This is a genomic window from Pseudomonas sp. UBA3149 (genome assembly GCF_002364655.1).
Lineage (GTDB): Bacteria > Pseudomonadota > Gammaproteobacteria > Pseudomonadales > Pseudomonadaceae > Chryseomonas > Chryseomonas luteola.
This window is the reverse complement of sequence record NZ_DEYV01000026.1, coordinates 285,809-304,306: the sequence shown is the minus strand read 5'-3', so window position 1 is coordinate 304,306 and position 18,498 is coordinate 285,809. Positions and strand designations below refer to the sequence as shown.

The following is an 18,498-nucleotide window of genomic DNA, read 5'->3' as shown; positions in this document are numbered from 1 at the left end:
ATGAAACCCGCCGACCAGGTGATGCAGAGCTACGGCCGCTGCTGCGCCAGCGCTGACTTTTTCGATGACTTCTATACCTGCTTTCTTGCCAGCTCGCCGCTGATCCGCGAGAAGTTCGTCAATACCAACATGCAGGCCCAAAAGCAGCTCTTGCGACAGGGCATCATGAACCTGGTCATGGTGGCGCGCGGAATGCCGGATACCAAGTTGCGCGCGCTGGGCGAAACCCATTGCCGCCATCAGATGGATATTCGCCCGGAACTCTACGGCATCTGGGTCGATACCTTGCTCGCCACCATTTCAAGCCACGACCCGCAGTGCACGGACGAGACGCTCAAAGCCTGGCGGGACGTGTTGAACGAAGGCATCGCGGTTATCACGTCACATTACTGATCGCTACAGCTGATCCGCTGGCGCGGTTACAGCCGCGCCGGCACCTCGCGCCATTCACCCGGCGCCATACCCTCCAAGGCCCAAGGGCCGATGCGTACTCGCACCAGGCGCAATGTAGGCAGGCCGACGGCTGCCGTCATGCGACGTACCTGCCGGTTGCGGCCTTCACGAATCACAAGCTCCAGCCAGGCCGTTGGAACACTCTTGCGAAAGCGCACGGGAGGGTTTCTCTCCCATAGTTCCGGCTCCTCCAATAAGCGCACCTCTGCGGGAAGCGTCGGTCCGTCATTCAGCTCGACGCCTGTTCGCAGCGTTTGTATCTGCTCATCCGTAGGGGCGCCTTCCACCTGAACCCAATAGGTCTTGGGCAGTTTGTGCCTAGGGTCGGCAATGCGCGATTGCAAGCGCCCGTCATTGGTCAGGAGGAGCAGCCCTTCGCTGTCGCGGTCCAGCCGTCCTGCCGGATAAATGCCTGGAATCGGAACGAAGTCCTTGAGCGTAGCCCGCCCGTCCCCATCGGAAAACTGGGTCAGCACATCAAATGGCTTGTTCAACAAGATCAGCCGCGGCTCGGCCGGCGGGGCCTTGGCAACACGACGAGGACGCGGGGTTTGAGGGGAGCGGTAGGAACGAGGCATGATGAAGACTGGCACTTGAGGCACGGGCACGTTAAAAACGCGGTGCAACGATAAAAGATATCCGCGAGTGTACCGAAAAACCGGCACTCGATTTTCACTTACCGGCAACGTGAGTCCTTCATGAGAATCTTTCGCTCCCTCTGGCTGGTCAACCTTCTCGCTCTTGCAGGCTGTGGCGGCCCGGAATACAAAGGCCCGCCTTCGGATCACTTCGACGGGCAGCAGTTTTACAACCAAGAGCCCTTTACCAAAAAGAGTTTCTGGACTCTGATCAAATGGCAGCTGACCCGCGAGCGTCCCGAGTGGGTCTGGCAGGCGCTTCCGCCGCGTCAGGAGGAGCTGCCCGAGCGCGTGACAGGCGATGACCTGCGCGTCACCTATATCAACCATGCCACTCTGCTCATTCAGTACCACGGCTTGAATATTCTGACCGACCCGGTCTGGTCCGAGCGGGTTAGCCCGTTCAGCTTCATAGGTCCCAAGCGCTACCATGACCCAGGCGTAGCATTGGAAAAGCTTCCACCTCTTGACCTGATCTTCGTCAGCCACAGCCATTACGATCATATGGACTTGGCGACGCTTCGCCGTCTCGCCGAGATCAACCCGCTCACGCCCGTCGTCACGCTGCTGGGAAACGCCGAACTCATCCGCAAGGAGGCCGGCTTTGGCACTGTAACGGAGATGGACTGGTGGCAGAGTCAGCCCCTGAACCAGCAGGTAACCTTGCATATGGTGCCTTCACAGCACTGGTCGGCCCGCACCCGCTTCGATACCAACCGTACGTTATGGGGCGGCTTTGTACTTGAGTCCGCCAGCGGTCCTGTCTACTTCCCCGGCGATACCGCATGGGGCGGGCACTTCCAACGGATTCACGACCGTTTCGGTCCCATGCGCTTTTCGGCTTTGTCTATCGGGGCCTATGAGCCACGCTGGTTCATGGTGTCGAGCCACATGAATCCACAGGAGGCAGTAGCCGCACACAAGATTCTTCACTCCAGCACCAGCATGGGCATTCACTTCGGTACCTTCCCGCTCAGTGACGAAGCCCAGTTTGCGCCTCCCCAGGACCTTGCCAAGGAGCGCGAAGCCCAAGGACTGCCGGAAGAGGTCTTCCGCGCACCGCTGCCTGGCGAGAGCTGGGCAGTGCCCGTCATCACGGCTGGACACTGATAATCCAGGGCGCGGCGGTAACTCCTCCGCGCCTTTCATCCAGCGATAGACGCTGATGCCAACAGCGTTGATTCAGGACAATAGCGCGCCCTCCCAAACGCTCCATAGTCAGGCTAATCCACTTCAGAGGAGCCTGCCCCATGCTCACGACGGCGATATTTCCTTCCCGCTATGTTCAAGGTAACGGAGCCTTTAACCACCTGGGTGAGGAGCTTGCACGCTTCGGTAAACGTACCCTGATCCTTCTTGACCCCTTTGCCGACGACCATCTGGGGGCAGCGCTCAACAAGGCCTGTCAGCATCAGCTCGAATGCCAGCGTATCCGCTTCAACGGCGAGTGCAGCGACGAGGAAGTCGCACGGCTGGCTGGGGTGGCGCGTCAGCACCTGCCTGACTCCATCGTCGGGATCGGTGGTGGCAAATCACTCGACACCGCCAAGGCGCTGGCCCACGAACTGAACATACCTGTGGCCGTTGTGCCTACCCTGGCCTCTACCGATGCTCCATGCAGTGCGCTTTCAGTAATCTATACCGCAGAAGGTGCTTTCAAGCGCTACCTGTTTCTGCCGCGAAACCCGGATCTTGTACTGGTAGACACCGGTATCATTGCCCAGGCCCCTGCGCGCTTTCTGGTATCAGGAATGGGCGACGCCATGGCGACCTGGTTCGAGGCAGAAGACTGCCGTATCCGCGGCGCTGGCAACATGACAGGAAGACCCGGCCCTCTCACCGCCTATGCCCTGGCACGCCTGTGCTATGACACGCTTCTGGAATATGGCCCACTCGCACTGCATGCCTGTCAGCAACAGGTCGTCACGCCAGCCCTGGAGCATATCGTCGAAGCCAATACCCTTCTTTCCGGACTAGGCTTCGAAAGCGGCGGCCTGGCAGCTGCTCACGCGATTCACAATGGCTTCACCGCCCTGTCCCAGACCCACAGCTACTGGCACGGCGAGAAGGTTGCGTTTGGCGTATTGACCATGTTGATCCTGAGTGGCCGCAAGCCTGCCATCATTGATGAAGCCTTCACGTTCAGTCAGCGAATCGGCTTGCCGCTTACTCTGGCAGATATCGGTCTGGCCAATGCGTCTGATGCAGACCTGCTCAAGGCTGCGGAACTGGCCTGCGCGGAAGGGGAAACCATTCACAACGAGCCCTTCAGGGTCGATCCGCTTTCGGTAGTTGCCGCTATGAAGACAGCCGACGCCGAGGGACGTTTTCGCAAGCAGGCCTGATGATTAACTGGCAGACGCCATAACGATCATGGCAGCATTCCTGACGGATTTCCCCGCCAGGAATGCACTCCAATACCCCATGACAGCCATACCCCCTGCGCCGCGCCAGCCTTGGCGACACCGGGCGCTCAGCCTTTTTCAGTACAGCTCCCGGGCATTGGGCCTCGTGTGGTCGACCTCTCCTGCCCTGACCCTGGGACTTGCCCTGGCTACCGTGGTAGCAGGTGTGTTGCCAGCGCTGGCCGCCTGGCTCGGCAAGCAGATCGTGGATTCGGTCGTGGCGGCCATGCAGTTGCATCAGACACAGGGGAACGTTCTGCTGTCGCCCGTGCTCTGGCTGTTGGCCATGGAAGCCGGCGTGGTCGCCTTGATCGCAGCGGCGCAGCGGGGCCTCTCCGTCCAGCAGTCCTTGCTGCGCGTCCTGCTGGGGCAAAAGGTCAACCTGATGATCCTGGAAAAGGCCCAGCAACTGTCACTGGTCCAATTTGAAGACTCGGAATTCTACGACAAGCTCACCCGCGCCCGCCGCGAGGCCTCGATCCGGCCGCTGTCCCTGGTCAACAAGCTGTTCAGCCTGATGCAGAACGGCCTTTCACTAGTCAGTTTTGCCATCCTGCTGATTCATTTTTCACCCTGGGCGCTGCTTATCCTGGTGGTCGGGGCATTGCCTGTCTTTTTTGCCGAAGCCAAGTTTTCGGGTGATGCCTTTCGCCTGTTTCGGCGGCGCTCCCCTGAGGCCCGCATGCAGGGTTATCTTGAAGCGGTCCTGGCGCGGGAAGATCATATCAAGGAGGTCAAACTCTTTGGCCTTGCGCCACGTCTACTCCAGCGCTACCGCGATATCTTCACTCAACTCTATGCCGAAGACCGCGCCCTGACGATCCGCCGGGATACCTGGGGCTTTCTGCTCGGTCTGCTCGGAACACTGGCATTTTATGCCGCATATGTCTGGATCGTGGTGGACACTGTACAAGGGCGCATCAGCCTGGGTGAAATGACCATGTATCTGCTGCTGTTCCGACAGGGCCAGGCGGCAGTGAGCAGCAGCCTGACCGCCATCAGCGGCATGTATGAAGACAACCTCTATCTTTCCAACCTGTATGAATACCTCGAACAGCCTGTGGCCGCTGAGCATGGCAGCTTGAAACAAGGCAATACCCCAGGCGATGGCATCCGCTTCGAGCAGGTCAGCTTTCATTACCCAGGCGCCTCCCGGGCCGCCCTCGAGGGGATTACGCTGCACCTTCGGCCTGGCGAAAGCCTGGCGCTGGTGGGCGAGAACGGCTCAGGCAAGACCACATTGATCAAACTGCTCACCCGGCTCTACACACCTAGCGAGGGCCGTATCCTGCTGGACGGCAGCGACCTTCAGGAATGGAACACAGAAGCCTTGCGGCAACGTATCGGTGTGATTTTTCAGGACTTCATTCGCTATCAGTTCAGCGCTGGCGAAAACCTGGGCGTGGGCGATGTTGAGGCCTTTGACGACGAGCAGCGCTGGCAGGAAGCAGCCGAACGTGGACGCTCCAGCGACTTCATCGAGCGGCTCGACCAAGGCTATCAGACACAACTGGGTCGCTGGTTCAAAGGCGGGCAGGAACTGTCAGGCGGACAATGGCAAAAAATCGCACTGTCACGCTCTTACATGCGTACCCAGGCTGACATTCTCGTACTCGACGAACCTACGGCTGCCATGGATGCTGCCGCCGAGGCAGAGGTTTTCGAGCAGTTTCGTCAGCATGCCCAAGGCAAGATGACGATCCTGATCTCTCACCGATTCTCTACGGTTCGCTCGGCTGATCAGATTGTGGTCCTGGAGCATGGCCGTATCATCGAACAGGGACGCCACGACGCGCTGGTCGCCCAGGATGGCCGGTACGCTCATCTATTCCAGCTGCAGGCCCAGGGGTATCGATAGGCCGTTTGACGACCCGAGAAGCAATCCTTTTTGTGCCTTTTTCTTCATTTTTTGAAACATATAAGGCATCCTCGGCGCCCTCCCTGTAATGATTGGAAAAGGTTTCGACCTGACTCCCTGCCCTGGAAAGCCGCTCATGTATGTCTTCATGGCCTTAACCTTCGTGCTCGGATACCTCTGTATCGCCTGCGAGCACACCCTGAAAATCGATAAAGCCGCCTCGGCGCTGCTAACAGCCGTTGTCAGTTGGACGCTGCTGGTGCTGGGCGCAGATCAAATCCTGCCGCATCTGCAGCCCGGCAGCGACAACACTCATTTCGTGGTCGAGGAGCTGCGCCACCACCTGGGCGAGGTCTCGGAGATCCTGTTTTTCCTGATGGGCGCCATGACCATCGTCGAACTGATCGATGCCCACGAAGGCTTCACGGTCATTACCGACCGTATTCGTACCAACAAGCGCGTCAGCCTGCTATGGCTGGTAGGCCTGATCACGTTCTTCCTGTCTGCCGCGCTAGACAACCTGACGACTACCATCGTCATGGTTTCCCTGCTGCGCAAACTCATTGCCGATGCCAAGGAGCGCTGGTTCTACGCCGGGATTGTGGTCATTGCCGCGAATGCGGGTGGCGCCTGGTCACCTATTGGCGATGTAACGACTACCATGCTGTGGATTGGAAACCAGATCTCGGCCAGCGGTATCGTCATGAGTCTGTTCCTGCCCAGCCTGGTCTGCCTGCTTGTTCCCCTGGTGCTGCTCAGCTTTAGGCTCAAGGGCGAAGCCGAGCGACCGGCAATGGATGAGCATGAGAATAATGCGAATCCAACCACTCCGTTCGAGCGCAACCTTGTCTTTGCTCTGGGCATTGGCGCCCTGCTCTTTGTGCCGATCTTCAAGACCGTGACACACCTGCCGCCCTACATGGGTGTTCTGCTGGGCCTTGGCGTACTGTGGGTCGTGACTGAAATCATTCATCGCGGCAAGAACGATGAAGACAAGCACCCGCTGTCCGTGATTGGCGTACTGCGCCGGATCGATATGCCAAGCGTATTGTTTTTCCTGGGCATTCTGCTGGCAGTCTCCAGCCTGGCGACGGCAGGCCATCTTGTGCAGGTCGCCACTTGGCTGAAAGACGGCTTAGGCGATGTCTATGCCATCAATATCGCGATCGGTCTCCTGTCATCGGTGGTCGATAATGTACCGCTCGTAGCAGGCGCCATGAAAATGTATCCGCTGGTCTCCCCTGAAGCGCTGACGGCGGCCAGCTCAGCTGACGCCGGCTGGCTCACCCATTTCCTGGCCGATGGGCGATTCTGGGAAATGCTGGCCTATTGCGCCGGTACAGGCGGCAGCTGTCTGATCATCGGCTCAGCCGCTGGCGTAGCAGCAATGGGCATGGAGAAGATCGACTTTATGTGGTACCTGAAACGCATCAGCCTGCTGGCGCTATTGGGTTACCTGGGCGGTGCCGCCACTTACATCGGCCTAGCTAGTCTAGGCGTATAAGAAAAAAGGCCAGCTTTATGCTGGCCTTTTTGTTTTCAGGTATCAACGGAAAGGCGGTTCGTCAAAGCTGCGCAGCTTGCGCGAGTGCAGCGAGTCCAGTTGCGCCCGGAGCAGGTCCAATGCCGCGATACCGATTGCCAGGTGCTGACTGACGGCTCGCTCGTAGAACGCATTGGCCGAGCCCGGCAGCTTGATCTCGCTGTGCAGGGGCTTGTCTGACACACACAGCAAAGTGCCGTACGGGACGCGCAGTCGATACCCTTGAGCCGCAATAGTGCCGCTCTCCATATCCACCGCAATGGCGCGGGCCAGATTGATGACCGGACGCTCCTGCGCCCATCTCAGCTCCCAGTTACGGTCGTCATAGGTCAGCACTGTGCCGGTTCGCAGCCGGCGCTTGAGCGCCTCGCCACGGTCGCCCGTCACCTGAGCTGCCGCTTCGGCCAGGGCCACCTGCACTTCGGCCAGGGCCGGGATTGGTATGTGAGGCGGCAATACACGGTCCAGAATGCCGTCACGACGCATATAGGCATGCGCGAGTACGTAATCGCCGATGTTCTGTGACTGCCGCAGCCCGCCACAGTGGCCGATCATCAGCCAGCAGTGCGGGCGTAAGACGGCCAGATGATCCGTAATGTTCTTGGCATTGGATGGCCCCACCCCGATGTTTACGAGGGTAACGCCATGACCATCCGCGGCGATCAGGTGATAGGCCGGCATCTGAAAGCGATGCCAGGCGATACCGCCAATGATGGACTGGGCCTCGCCATCATCCAGGCCGCGCTCGATGGTGACATTACCCGGCAGCACCATACGCACGAACCGAGGATCGTCCCGCAGCTGCTGTAAGCCATGACGAATGAATTGATCGACATAGCGGTGGTAATTGGTCAGGAGAATCCAGGGCTGCACATGGCGCCAGTCACTGCCGGTATAGTGCACGATACGACGCAGGGAAAAGTCCGTCCGGGCGGCATCGAACAGCGATAGGGGAAGAATGGTCTCCTGAGCCCAGTCATACAGGCCATCGGCGATATCGTCGTGGGCGGCGGACAGGTCGGTACTGGGAAAGACGCGCGCCAGCTCGGCGGCCGTCACGCCCGACCCGGCCAGTTCATCCCCCTGCTCCACCACATAGGGATAGGGGATATCCTGCTCGCTCGGCCCCACCTCGACCAGAATGTCGTATTCCGCCATGAGCGGTTCGAGCTGCTCAAGCAGGTATTTGCGAAAGGCAGCCGGGTGCGTAACGGTGGCCCGGTAAGTACCCGGAAGCTGCACCTTGGCATAGGCCCGCGTGGTAGTCGGCACCGCCTGGGAGGAGCGGTAGCACAGACGGATCTCGGGATACCGGAACAGCTGTCGCTCGGCCTCGGTCGGCTCGATACGATCCTTGAGGTAGCGCTTGAGCGCACTGCTCAAGGCTTGGGTTGCCTGCTGATGCAGCGCAGCCAGCCGATCCACCGCCTCGCTAGCCGAATGGGCTGCAACAAAACCATCTTCGAACGTCTGAGGCATGCACGATTTCCTTACTCAAGAATGAACGAGGCAATCTGGCTCCTGCGTCGACTCATCAGCAGGCCAGACAGCCCCTTTGCCAGCATTTAGTCAGAGAGTAGCTGAGTTGGATCACGGTTATCTGACAATTGCTCAGAATCCCTGCGCTGATTCCACAGGTGATGATAATGCCCTTCGGGGTTGGCCAAGAGCTGCGCGTGATTCCCCTCCTCCACCAGCCGCCCTTGCCGCAGCACAATGATGCGATCGGCATCACGGATCGTCGAAAGCCGGTGCGCCACTACAATCATGGTCACCTTGCCGCGCAAATCATGCAGCGCTTCCTGCAAGAGCGTTTCGGTTTCACTGTCGATACTGGCCGTCGCCTCATCCAGCAGCAACACCTTGGGCTGGCGCAGCAGGGCTCGCGCCAGCGCCAGCAATTGCCGCTCACCCGTGGAAAGCGTAAAGCCACGTTCACCCAGCCGGGTTTCCAGCCCCTCGGGCAACCGTGCAATCAGGGGAGACAGGTGAGCATCATCAAGCGCCTCCTGAAGACGCCACGGCTCTGCCTCACTGCCCAGCAGCAGGTTATCGCGCAGGGTGCTGGAACGAATGAATGGCTCCTGCGGTACGGTAGCAATGGCGGCTCCCAATGCTTCAGGCGTCAGGTTTGACAGCTCACGACCATCCAGTAACAGCTGGCCACCCGTTACCGGCTGCAAGCCAGCCAGAAGATCAAGCAGCGTCGACTTTCCGCTGCCGGTCGGCCCGACGATCGCCAGAAACGTGCCGGGGGCAATCTCCAGATTGATATCGCTCAACGTGTCGTGATCCGCACCTTCATGGCGGAAGCGAACCTGTTTGAGCTCAAAGCAGGCTTTGTCCACCGGCCGGCTATCAGTACCCTGTAGTGCCTGGGCCTGATCGAGCAGATTAAGCAGTCGCGTACCGGCAACGCTCGCCTGCTGATAGAGATTGAACCGCTGAGTGATTTCCATCAGTGGCTCGGTCACTCGCCCCAGGTAAGTCACAAAGGCGTACATCACCCCGATCTCGGCTCCTCCACCCAGGTGATTCAGACCATAGGTCAGGAGCAATACTGCCAGCACAATCACGCTCACCAGATCGAGCGCCGAACGCAAGAGCAGGCCCGAGAAACGTACCGTACTGATTCGTGCCTCGTACTGTTGCTGGTTAAGATCATGGAAGTGCTTGCGGAACGGCGCGGTCTGGTTGAAGGCCTGGATAATAGCCATTCCGCCAATCGCCTCATTGAGACGCGCGCTCTGCTCGGAGCGCAGCGCCCTCACCCGCATGGCAGCCGGCCCGCTCAAGCGTTGATACAGCCAGACGATAAAGGCGGCCGCCGGGATAAGCAGCATGGCGATCATCATGAGATGGACATTCATCAGCGCCATGGCCACCAGAATGCCGATCAGCAGCACAATATTGCCGACAATGGTGCCCAAAAACGCGACATAGAGTTCACGCAGGGCATCTGTGTCATTGGTTACCCGCGCGACCAGCTCCCCGGTTGCCGTACGGTCATGAAAACTCTGCGGCAAGTGCAGAACATGGCGGAACAACCGCCGACGCAGCAGCAGTACCGTATCCATGGCGATGCCGGCAAACCGCAGGCTTTGCAGGTAACGCCCGAGTGCGGCGAGCGCCTGGGTTACTACATAGATCAGGAACAGTACGATCAGGGGCTCAGCCCGCAGATCGCCAGGCACCAAGTAGGTATCCAGATAATGTTTAGTTAGCCAGGGGCCCATCACGTCCATGACAGTTGCCCCAATCAGGATAGCCACAGCCGCCATCAGCCGGCGCGGATTGGCCAGCACCGGCCCCAGCAGCAATTTGATAACACGATGCTTAGGCATGTTCGCCTCCTGCCTGTTGCAGCTGCCAGAGTCGGGCGTAGACACCACCCTGCGCCAGCAACTGTTCATGCGAGCCTCGCTCGGCAATACGGCCCTCCTCCAACACAATCAGCTGATCAGCCTCCCGTACGGCAGACAGACGGTGGCTCACAATGATGCGCGTCCGATTGCCCAGGCGAGCCAGCGTCTCGAGCAGACGTGTTTCGGTCGCGGTATCAACGGCCGACAGCGTGTCATCCAGCAGCAGGATAGGCGCATCGGATAACAGTGCACGTGCCAGGGCTACTCGCTGTCGCTGGCCTCCAGACAATGTCACACCGCGCTCACCTACCGGCGTTTCAAGCCCTTCGGGGAGCTGATTGAGGTCTGTGGCAAAGGCCGCGTCGGTCAGAGCGCCCCGGATCTGCTCGGGTGTAGCCTCAGGTCGTCCAAGTGCAACGTTTTCAGCCAGACTGCGGGCAAACAGGAAAGGATCCTGGGGAACGTATGCAAACTGAGCCCGTAACGCTTCCAGTGAGTACGCCTCAAGAGGATGATCGCCCAGGCGAATCTCGCCGTCCGTCAAAGGGTACTGACGGAGCAGCAGCCGCAGCAAGGTACTTTTCCCGCTGCCTGTGGCGCCCACAATGCCCAGCGTACTTCCTGCCGGAAGCTCGAAGTGAATATCCTGCAACGCAGGCGTCTGGCCTTGAGGATAGACAAAGGAAGGAATATTCACGCTCAACGTCGATCCGGGCTCGGGCGTCAATGTCCCCTCGTCTCGGATGCTTTCTACAGAGGCGAAAAACTCGCGCAGGCGACGCCCTCCCGCCTCTCCGCGCTGGAGGATATTGAGGCACCAGCCAATGGCAAACATTGGCCAGATCAGTTGTACAAGGTAAAGGCTGAAGCTGGTCAGCTGTCCTAGCGTAATGGCGCCCTGCATGTAGCGTCCGGTGCCCACGATCAATGTCAGCAGTGTGGCGCAGCTTAGCGCTACGAAGATGATGGGCTCGTACTTGGCTTCGGTTCGCTGAACAGCGTAGTCAGCCTTAGCCGCCGCACGGGCGCGCTCGTCAAAATCATCCAGCTCCGCTTCGATCAGCGCGTTCTGTCGCAGCATACGCAGCCCGCTCAAAGCCTCCTGAGTGCGATCATTGAGGCCTGAGAAGCGCTGCAAGGTCTGCCCGAAGCGTTGCTGAACCCGCTTCGCCACATGGTAGAACCCCCAGGCCATGAACGGAAACGGCAGCAGGGCCATGAGCGCCAACGGCGCATCGATACCGACCAGCATGACTGCCAGTACAAGCACCAGGGTCATGGCCCCGTCAAAACTGGACAACACGCCCTCACCGGCAGCCATCTCTACTGCATCGATATCCTGGGTAGCCCGTGCCAGTAGATCGCCCGTACGACTCGCCTGAAAAAAGCCGGGATCCAGTCGGGTAAGCTTGGCGTAAAACGCATCGCGCAGCTCCACGCCTACCTTGTACGCGGTTCCGAACAACCGTACCCGCCAGTGATAACGAAGCACATAGAGCCCAAGACCAACCACCGCCAGCAGGGCGACACGCCCTAGCAGCTCCGTTTGCCCAAGCTCACCGGCCCGTAGTGCATCAATGGTTTTGCCTACCCACCAGGGCAGCGTCAGATTCAAGAGGCCTACGCCCAACAGGCAGGTGATTGCCCCGCAATAGGCCAGTCGATGGCGAAAGAGAAAATCGCGCAGTAACGTCCAAAGCGCCATGTAAAGAAATACCTGAACATAAGTAGCTGCCCAGTATAGCCCTCTATGACGTCTGAACCGGAGCCTGACAGAGCAGCCAATCCTGTAGAAGAGTTTGCAGTTCACCCAGCCTGACCGGCTTGGCCAGGTAATCGCTCATCCCGGCCGCTAGGCAACGTTCCCGATCACCATGGTGTGGATGGGATGACAACGCCAGCACCGGCAACTCCTCGCAATCGGGCAATGCTCGAATGGCCCGACAGATGGCAAACCCATCCATGACCGGCATCTGGCAATCGAGCAGGACGGCATCCACCGTTACCTGATCCAGAAGTTCGAGCGCCTGAGAGCCGGAATCGGCAGTCCGCACCTGATAGCCCAGCCGGAGCAGCATGCCACGCAGGATCATCTCGTCATGAGCATTGCTCTCCACGATCAGAACCGTGCAATTGGCGGGCTGCCGTGTCGTCAGCACACAGGCGCGGCGCGCAGGTGCCGGCAGCGCCACACGCCCCGGTAGCGGCAAGGTAATAGCCATGCGAAAGCGACTTCCAGCCCCCACCTGTGAGGAATGGCTGAGCGTTCCCCCCAGGAGATGGATCAGCTTGCGACACAGGGCCAGGCCAATTCCCAATCCGCCATAGCGGCGCGTCAGGGAACCATCGAGCTGATGGAAGCGCTGATAGAGCTGCTCGCTCTGCTCCGGTGTAAACCCGATACCCGTATCGACCACCTCAATCAGCAGCGGCTGGCGATAAGCATCTGCCTGCGCATCCGGATGCGCCTGTACGCGTACCGTTACCGATCCTTCATGCGTGAACTTAATGGCGTTTTCGATCAGATGCCCCAAGGCTCTGGCCAGCTTTGGTGCGTCACCTTCCAGGGTATCGGGCAATGCCGGGTCGATCTCCACCTGGAATGCCAGACGCTTGGCCTCGGCACTCGGGGTATAGCGCGCACGCAAACTGTCAAAGAGTCCATGCAGACTGAACGGCACCCGCCGAGCTACCTGCTTGCCGGCACGCAGCTCGGTGAGGGTCAGGATGTCATCCACCATGCGCATCATTGCTCGCGCGGACTCGCTGGCGGACTGGTGGTACTGCTCCAGCTCCACCGTCATGGGCTGCGTCTGGATCAGTTCCAGCGAGCCGATAACGCCGTTCATGGGCGTTCGCAACTCATGGGTCACGGTAGCCAGAAACTCATCCTTCAAGCGATTACTGTTGGCCAGCTCTTCGTTCAACCGCTCCAGTGCACGGCGAGACTCTTCGAGAATCCGCGCCCGTTCCTCGCGCATGGCATTGATCCGGTCAGCCAGAGCCAACGAAAGCAAGGCTACCTCAAGCGCCGAGCCAATCTGGCTCGCATAGACCGTGAGGAAGTTATAAGGCAACAGACCGGCTACCATCAGAATATTGGCCAGCCCGCCAAGCAGGAAAATCGACCATGCGATGATGAAGTAACGCGCGGTACGCATACCATCGAACCAGGCCCGGATACCGGCCGTGAACACGACAAAGATAAAGATCAGTGCCAGGAGCGTAGCCAACCGCATCGCCGTCGCGTAGTCACAGGTCAGTGACGTCAGGACGCACAGGCAGGCCAGTAGGATCAGGCCCTTCATGCAGAGGTCGATTCGACGACTGTACTGGCGGGTCTGCAGGAAATGTCGGGTGAACTGGCTACCAAAGATACCTGCCATGCCGACAAAGAATGGCGTTGCGATGTTGGCCCAGCGAGGACCGTCCGGCCACAGGTACTCGGAGCCGGTCCCGTTGATCGACAGCAGATAGCAGCCGAACGAGCCGACATAAAAGATGTGATACAGATAACTGGGATCGCGAACGCTGAGGAAAATGAGCAGGTTGTAGAGCATCATCACCAGCAGAACACCGTAGATGATACCTAGCAGATAAACACGTGCCGGCTCGGCCTCGATAAACGCCCTGGTGGTCCAGAGCACCAGCGGGGCCTGAACGGACCCCTGACTTTCAACCCGCAGATACAGCCGCTTGGTCTCTCCCGGTGCAAACGACAGCGGATACAGATAGCTGCTGTGCCGAATCAGACGACTGCTGAACGGCAGTGTATCCCCCATGCGCTGGGCCAATCGGTACACACCTTGCGCATCGGGTGCGTAGATATCATAGCGGTCGAGTGGTGGGTAGGAGAGTTCGAGCAGCCAGCTCTTGGGCCCAATGCCGGTCTTGGGTCGATACGCAAGGTCCAGGCGAATCCAGTAGGCCGAGCGTGAATAGCCGGCCCCAAAAACATCTTCGCCATGCCGGATAAAGCTGCCACTTAATGCCGGTGATGTGATGTCTTCGATAGTCGATGTGCCACGAACATCCTCGAATACCTCAATCGACTGTCCGAGGGACAATCGTTCGATCGACTCATCGAACTCAACGGCCTGTACCCACCAGGGCCATGCGAGCAGAATGAAAAAGAACCAGTTGCGCATATAAAAGGCTTCGCCAGAAAAGCCCGCAGGCAGCATCATGCACAAACTGCCCTCTCGTGCGACGCATCCCTTCAAGCATTGAGTTAGGTGCGGCACTCTATCACAGGCCGGCCCAGCAGCTACACTGCCGACCGGAGCCTTTGTTCAGCCTGTTTAGTGATAAGCTTTTTGCCATGAATACACACAACGCTCGTCCCGTCGTCCTTTGCCTTTCCGGTCATGACCCCAGCGGCGGCGCTGGTCTGCAGGCAGACATCGAAGCCCTGATCGCCCAAGGCTGCCATGCGGCACCCGCCGTCACCGCGCTGACCGTTCAGGATACGATCAACGTGTCCGACTTTCGTGTACTGGACCGTGCCTGGGTGATGGCCCAGGCCAACGCCGTGCTGACGGATCTTCCTGTCGCAGCCGTCAAGCTGGGCATGCTTGGTTCTATCGAAATGGTTGAAACAGTACTGGATATCCTCGCGGATCATCCACAGTTGCCACTGGTGTGCGACCCGGTGCTACGCGCCGGTGGTGGTGGAGCCCTTGGCAAGGATGAGGTGGGTTATGCCATCCGCGAGCGGCTGTTGCCGCGCGCAACGATTGTCACGCCTAACCTCCCCGAGGCCCGCATCCTGGCCGAGCTGCCGGAAGGGACGGCAGACGCGTGTGCCGACAAACTTCTCCCCTACTGCGAGCATTTGCTCATCACCGGCGGTCATGGTGACGAGCAGGAAGTGCACAATCGCCTGTACACCCGTGACGGGCATCAGGAAACCTTTATCTGCCAGCGCCTTCCCGGTAGCTATCACGGTTCGGGCTGCACGCTGGCCAGCGCACTGGCCGGTCGGCTGGCTTTGGGAGAAGCCCTGCCCAGCGCAGTTCGCTCAGCTCTGGACTACACCTGGCGCACCCTGCGTGATGCCGAGCGTCCCGGCCGCGGCCAGTATATTCCCCGTCGCCTGCCACTGGACTTCTGCTCATGACTCCACTGCGTGGTCTGTACGCCATTACCGACAGCCAGCTCCTGGCCGACGACAAGCTTCTCCCCTATGTGGAAGCCGCATTGAAGGGCGGTGCTCGCCTGATTCAATATCGGGACAAATCCAGCGACCAGGTCCGCCGTCGGGACGAAGCTCAGGCACTGTCCGAGCTGTGTAGACGCCACGGCGCAGACCTCATCATCAATGACGACCTTGAGCTTGCACTCCAATTGGGTGTGGGCCTGCATCTGGGGCAGGAAGATGGATCCCTCGCCGAAGCACGCCAACAGTTAGGTCAGGCGGCAATTCTAGGAGGTACCTGCCATGCCCAGCTGGCCCTGGCGGAACGCGCTGTCCTGGAAGGCGCCAGCTACATCGCCTTTGGTCGTTTCTTCAACTCAAACACAAAACCCGACGCACCGGCGGCCACGCCTGAATTGCTGATCGAGGCGCAACGCCGCTTCACCGTGCCGGTGTGCGCCATTGGAGGCGTTACCCTCGATAATGCCCCCTTATTGATCGAGCGTGGAGCCAGTCTGATCGCCGTCATTCATGCATTGTTTTCCGCGCCCTCTGCCGAAGAGGTAGAGCGCCGCGCCCGGGCATTCAGTGCACTGTTCAACCCCATTTCGTAGAGAATTCGCCATGTCACGCTCCGAAACACTGTTCGCCGATGCCCAGAAGCATATTCCAGGTGGCGTCAACTCCCCAGTTCGCGCCTTCAAAAGTGTGGGCGGCACGCCCCTTTTCTTCAAGCATGCCGCAGGCGCCTATGTCATCGACGAAGACGACAAGCGTTACGTTGACTATGTAGGCTCCTGGGGCCCGATGATTCTGGGGCATAGTCATCCCGACGTACTGGATGCTGTGCGCCGCCAGCTTGAACATGGTTTGTCCTATGGCGCACCAACTGCCATGGAAACCGAAATGGCCAATCTGATCTGCCAGCTGGTGCCCTCCATGGAAATGGTGCGCATGGTCAGCTCAGGCACCGAAGCTACCATGAGCGCCATTCGCCTGGCACGTGGATATACCGGTCGCGACACCATCATCAAGTTTGAAGGGTGCTATCACGGCCATTCGGACAGTCTTCTGGTAAAAGCGGGCTCTGGTGCCCTCACCCTGGGCGTTCCCAGCTCTCCTGGCGTACCCGCTGCGTTTGCCCAGCACACCCTGACCCTGCCCTACAACGACCTGGACGCCGTCAAGGAAACCCTGCAGAAAGTAGGCGCGGATATCGCCTGTATCATTGTCGAGCCCGTGGCCGGCAACATGAACTGCGTACCGCCTGCCCCCGGCTTCCTGCAAGGCTTGCGTACCCTGTGCGATGAACATGGCGTGGTGCTGATTTTTGACGAGGTCATGACTGGCTTCCGCGTTGCCTTGGGTGGTGCCCAGGCTCATTACGAAATCACACCGGATCTCACCACCTTTGGCAAGATCGTGGGTGGAGGCATGCCTGTCGGGTGCTTTGGCGGTAAGCGCGCCATCATGGAAAAGATTGCACCGCTTGGCCCGGTCTATCAGGCCGGCACGCTGTCCGGTAACCCACTCGCCATGGCAGCTGGCCTGACGACGCTTAAGCTCATCAGCCGTCCCGGCTTCCACGACGAGCTGACCGCTCTGACAACCCGTCTGCTGATCGGGTTGCGCGAACGTGCCCAGGCAGCCGGCGTTCCGTTCGTCACCACCCAGGCAGGCGGCATGTTCGGCCTTTATTTCAGCACGGCAGACGACATCGTGACCTTCGATGACGTTATGGCCAGCGACGTCGAGCGCTTCAAGCGCTTCTTCCATCTGATGCTGGAAGGCGGCGTCTATCTCGCACCCAGCGCTTTCGAAGCCGGCTTCACCTCCATTGCACATGGCGAAGCGGAACTCGACATCACGTTCAAGGCAGCCGAACGTGCCTTTGCCGCGCTGAAAAATTGAGTACCGCCTATCGATGGTTTCGCTTGTAGGCAAACGGAGCGGAACCATCGTTTGCAATGAGCCTCTCAGTTTGAAACAGCCGATATCAGGCAATTACAAAAAAAGTTCATCGTAACTGCGTAAATTTTTTGTAAGGTGGTATCGGCTTCACTCATAATGTGCGAGCCGGCGCGTTTCGCCGGTCGGGTTTCCAGAAAAACCTGCCTCGATCCTGGAGGCGTTCCATGCACCGCGCCGGCCGTTTCATCATTACCAGCTTGCTTCTGTTCCCGCTGCTCGCCTTTGCGGGCGGTAATTCCCTGCTCATTCCCAGCACCAGCCGCTGCAACCTCAATGCAGCCCCGGAAGAGCTTCCGCAAGCCCTCTCCAAGTGCCAGCAGACTGCCCGCGCCGGTGATGCGCAGGCGCAATATGAGCTAGGCAGCTTTTACTACGATGGCAAACAGACCCCAAAGGATTTGAATCAGGCTCGTATCTGGTTCGAGCAGGCTTCGCTGAAGGGCCATGCTGATGCGCAGTACCGATTGGGCACCATGTTTTTCCGTGGCGAAGGTGTTCAGGCCAATACCGTGCAGGCCTATATCGTACTCAAGATGGCTGCCATCAACGGCTCGGAAGACGCCATGGACACCGCGGATCTGGTAGCTGAGCAGATGAGAAGGGATGAGCTGGAAATTGCAACCCAGGTGCTGGGTCAGATTTTCAGGGACTACCTGCAGGATTTGCAGACGGCAGGCACCGGAAATCCTTTCGCGCCACTTCCCTGACAAACCGGTAGACGCAGCCGCATGGTATGACGGCTGCGTTTTGCGGCATTATTTCTCCGGCATTGGTACCGGAAATGGCATGACGTTCGTTCCGCCCTTGGCTTCGCTGATCTTGGCCTGGCCAAGACGCTCCACTTCGTCGATCCGGATGACCGAGTGCAAGGGAACGAAGCTGCGGATAACGCCTTCGAACTGGGACTTCAGTTTTTCTTCACTGGGGTCTACGACGACTTGTGTACGCTCGCCAAAGACGAATTCCTCGACTTCGAGAAAGCCCCACAGATCACTTTGATAGATCTGCTTGGCATACATCTCGTAAACCTGTCCCTGGTTATGAAAAATCACCTTATAGATCGCTGGTTTGCTCATGATGATGGGTAACAGGAATGAAAACGGGGACGGATAATAGCAGTGAGGAGAC

15 protein-coding genes are annotated in these 18,498 nt (G+C 59.0%); 9 read left to right on the top strand and 6 right to left on the bottom strand.

What is annotated here, in order from left to right; genetic code table 11:
* Entirely contained in the window at window positions 1-393 is a 393-nt protein-coding gene (locus B3729_RS15925; protein WP_286788353.1) for a globin, read from the top strand.
* A 26-nt stretch (window positions 394-419) separates the two neighbouring features.
* On the opposite strand, the gene B3729_RS15920 is transcribed toward B3729_RS15925, so the two are convergent.
* Window positions 420-1,031: a pseudouridine synthase gene (locus B3729_RS15920; protein WP_286788352.1), complete on the bottom strand. Its 612-nt coding sequence runs from the start codon at window positions 1,029-1,031 to the stop codon at window positions 420-422.
* Between the two features lie 120 nt (window positions 1,032-1,151).
* Here B3729_RS15920 and B3729_RS15915 point away from each other — a divergent pair, with 120 nt between their 5' ends.
* The 4 genes from B3729_RS15915 to nhaD all read left to right on the top strand — a co-directional run bounded on the left by B3729_RS15915 (window position 1,152) and on the right by nhaD (window position 6,858).
* The gene (locus B3729_RS15915) at window positions 1,152-2,201 is read left to right on the top strand and encodes an MBL fold metallo-hydrolase (RefSeq protein ID WP_286788351.1); all 1,050 of its coding nucleotides are present in this window, start codon (window positions 1,152-1,154) and stop codon (window positions 2,199-2,201) included.
* 140 nt (window positions 2,202-2,341) lie between these two features.
* Window positions 2,342-3,436 (top strand): glycerol dehydrogenase, encoded by a 1,095-nt coding sequence (locus tag B3729_RS15910; protein WP_286788350.1) that lies wholly within the window; start codon window positions 2,342-2,344, stop codon window positions 3,434-3,436.
* Window positions 3,437-3,464: 28 nt separating this feature from the next.
* Window positions 3,465-5,354, top strand: a complete 1,890-nt coding sequence (locus B3729_RS15905) for an ABC transporter ATP-binding protein (protein WP_409438604.1) — start codon at window positions 3,465-3,467, stop codon at window positions 5,352-5,354.
* Between the two features lie 136 nt (window positions 5,355-5,490).
* A complete protein-coding gene (nhaD, locus tag B3729_RS15900; RefSeq protein WP_197872193.1) occupies window positions 5,491-6,858 on the top strand; it encodes a sodium:proton antiporter NhaD in 1,368 nt (455 codons plus the stop codon).
* Window positions 6,859-6,900: 42 nt separating this feature from the next.
* Here the strand turns inward: nhaD and amn are convergent, their stop codons facing one another.
* From amn to B3729_RS15880, 4 genes are all read right to left on the bottom strand, one after another.
* The gene (gene amn, locus B3729_RS15895; protein ID WP_010797123.1) at window positions 6,901-8,376 is read right to left on the bottom strand and encodes an AMP nucleosidase; all 1,476 of its coding nucleotides are present in this window, start codon (window positions 8,374-8,376) and stop codon (window positions 6,901-6,903) included.
* A gap of 86 nt (window positions 8,377-8,462) precedes the next feature.
* Complete coding sequence (locus B3729_RS15890) at window positions 8,463-10,241, bottom strand: ABC transporter ATP-binding protein (RefSeq protein ID WP_074822987.1); 1,779 nt, start codon at window positions 10,239-10,241, stop codon at window positions 8,463-8,465.
* Complete coding sequence (locus B3729_RS15885) at window positions 10,234-11,967, bottom strand: ABC transporter ATP-binding protein (RefSeq protein ID WP_286788349.1); 1,734 nt, start codon at window positions 11,965-11,967, stop codon at window positions 10,234-10,236. Before B3729_RS15885 ends, B3729_RS15890 begins: the two co-directional genes overlap by 8 nt.
* A gap of 43 nt (window positions 11,968-12,010) precedes the next feature.
* Complete coding sequence (locus tag B3729_RS15880; protein ID WP_286788427.1) at window positions 12,011-14,410, bottom strand: hybrid sensor histidine kinase/response regulator; 2,400 nt, start codon at window positions 14,408-14,410, stop codon at window positions 12,011-12,013.
* A gap of 173 nt (window positions 14,411-14,583) precedes the next feature.
* Here B3729_RS15880 and B3729_RS15875 point away from each other — a divergent pair, with 173 nt between their 5' ends.
* The 4 genes from B3729_RS15875 (at window position 14,584) to B3729_RS15860 (ending at window position 18,077) form a co-directional block, all read left to right on the top strand.
* Window positions 14,584-15,381 carry a hydroxymethylpyrimidine/phosphomethylpyrimidine kinase gene (locus tag B3729_RS15875; protein ID WP_026003714.1) on the top strand — a complete coding sequence of 266 codons (798 nt, stop codon included), beginning with the start codon at window positions 14,584-14,586 and terminating at the stop codon, window positions 15,379-15,381.
* On the top strand, window positions 15,378-16,013 hold the full coding sequence (gene thiE / locus B3729_RS15870; RefSeq protein WP_286788348.1) for a thiamine phosphate synthase: 636 nt from the start codon (window positions 15,378-15,380) through the stop codon (window positions 16,011-16,013). The genes B3729_RS15875 and thiE overlap by 4 nt, the downstream gene beginning before the upstream one ends.
* Before the next feature lie 10 nt (window positions 16,014-16,023).
* Window positions 16,024-17,310, top strand: a complete 1,287-nt coding sequence (gene hemL, locus B3729_RS15865) for a glutamate-1-semialdehyde 2,1-aminomutase (protein WP_010797117.1) — start codon at window positions 16,024-16,026, stop codon at window positions 17,308-17,310.
* A gap of 224 nt (window positions 17,311-17,534) precedes the next feature.
* Complete coding sequence (locus B3729_RS15860) at window positions 17,535-18,077, top strand: tetratricopeptide repeat protein (RefSeq protein WP_010797116.1); 543 nt, start codon at window positions 17,535-17,537, stop codon at window positions 18,075-18,077.
* A gap of 48 nt (window positions 18,078-18,125) precedes the next feature.
* Here B3729_RS15860 and B3729_RS15855 read toward each other — a convergent pair whose 3' ends face one another.
* Window positions 18,126-18,446: a DUF1820 family protein gene (locus B3729_RS15855; RefSeq protein WP_010797115.1), complete on the bottom strand. Its 321-nt coding sequence runs from the start codon at window positions 18,444-18,446 to the stop codon at window positions 18,126-18,128.
* Window positions 18,447-18,498: the final 52 nt, after the last annotated feature.

Coding starts and splice junctions, on each gene's coding strand:
- B3729_RS15915 (WP_286788351.1), top strand. CDS start 1,152: ATGAGAATCTTTCGCTCCCTCTGGCTGGTCAACCTTCTCGCTCTTGCA.
- B3729_RS15920 (WP_286788352.1), bottom strand. CDS start 1,031: ATGCCTCGTTCCTACCGCTCCCCTCAAACCCCGCGTCCTCGTCGTGTT.
- B3729_RS15885 (WP_286788349.1), bottom strand. CDS start 11,967: ATGGCGCTTTGGACGTTACTGCGCGATTTTCTCTTTCGCCATCGACTG.
- B3729_RS15910 (WP_286788350.1), top strand. CDS start 2,342: ATGCTCACGACGGCGATATTTCCTTCCCGCTATGTTCAAGGTAACGGA.
- amn (WP_010797123.1), bottom strand. CDS start 8,376: ATGCCTCAGACGTTCGAAGATGGTTTTGTTGCAGCCCATTCGGCTAGC.
- B3729_RS15905 (WP_409438604.1), top strand. CDS start 3,465: ATGGCAGCATTCCTGACGGATTTCCCCGCCAGGAATGCACTCCAATAC.
- B3729_RS15860 (WP_010797116.1), top strand. CDS start 17,535: ATGCACCGCGCCGGCCGTTTCATCATTACCAGCTTGCTTCTGTTCCCG.
- B3729_RS15880 (WP_286788427.1), bottom strand. CDS start 14,410: ATGCGCAACTGGTTCTTTTTCATTCTGCTCGCATGGCCCTGGTGGGTA.
- thiE (WP_286788348.1), top strand. CDS start 15,378: ATGACTCCACTGCGTGGTCTGTACGCCATTACCGACAGCCAGCTCCTG.
- hemL (WP_010797117.1), top strand. CDS start 16,024: ATGTCACGCTCCGAAACACTGTTCGCCGATGCCCAGAAGCATATTCCA.
- B3729_RS15875 (WP_026003714.1), top strand. CDS start 14,584: ATGAATACACACAACGCTCGTCCCGTCGTCCTTTGCCTTTCCGGTCAT.
- B3729_RS15890 (WP_074822987.1), bottom strand. CDS start 10,241: ATGCCTAAGCATCGTGTTATCAAATTGCTGCTGGGGCCGGTGCTGGCC.
- B3729_RS15925 (WP_286788353.1), top strand. CDS start 1: ATGAAACCCGCCGACCAGGTGATGCAGAGCTACGGCCGCTGCTGCGCC.
- B3729_RS15855 (WP_010797115.1), bottom strand. CDS start 18,446: ATGAGCAAACCAGCGATCTATAAGGTGATTTTTCATAACCAGGGACAG.
- nhaD (WP_197872193.1), top strand. CDS start 5,491: ATGTATGTCTTCATGGCCTTAACCTTCGTGCTCGGATACCTCTGTATC.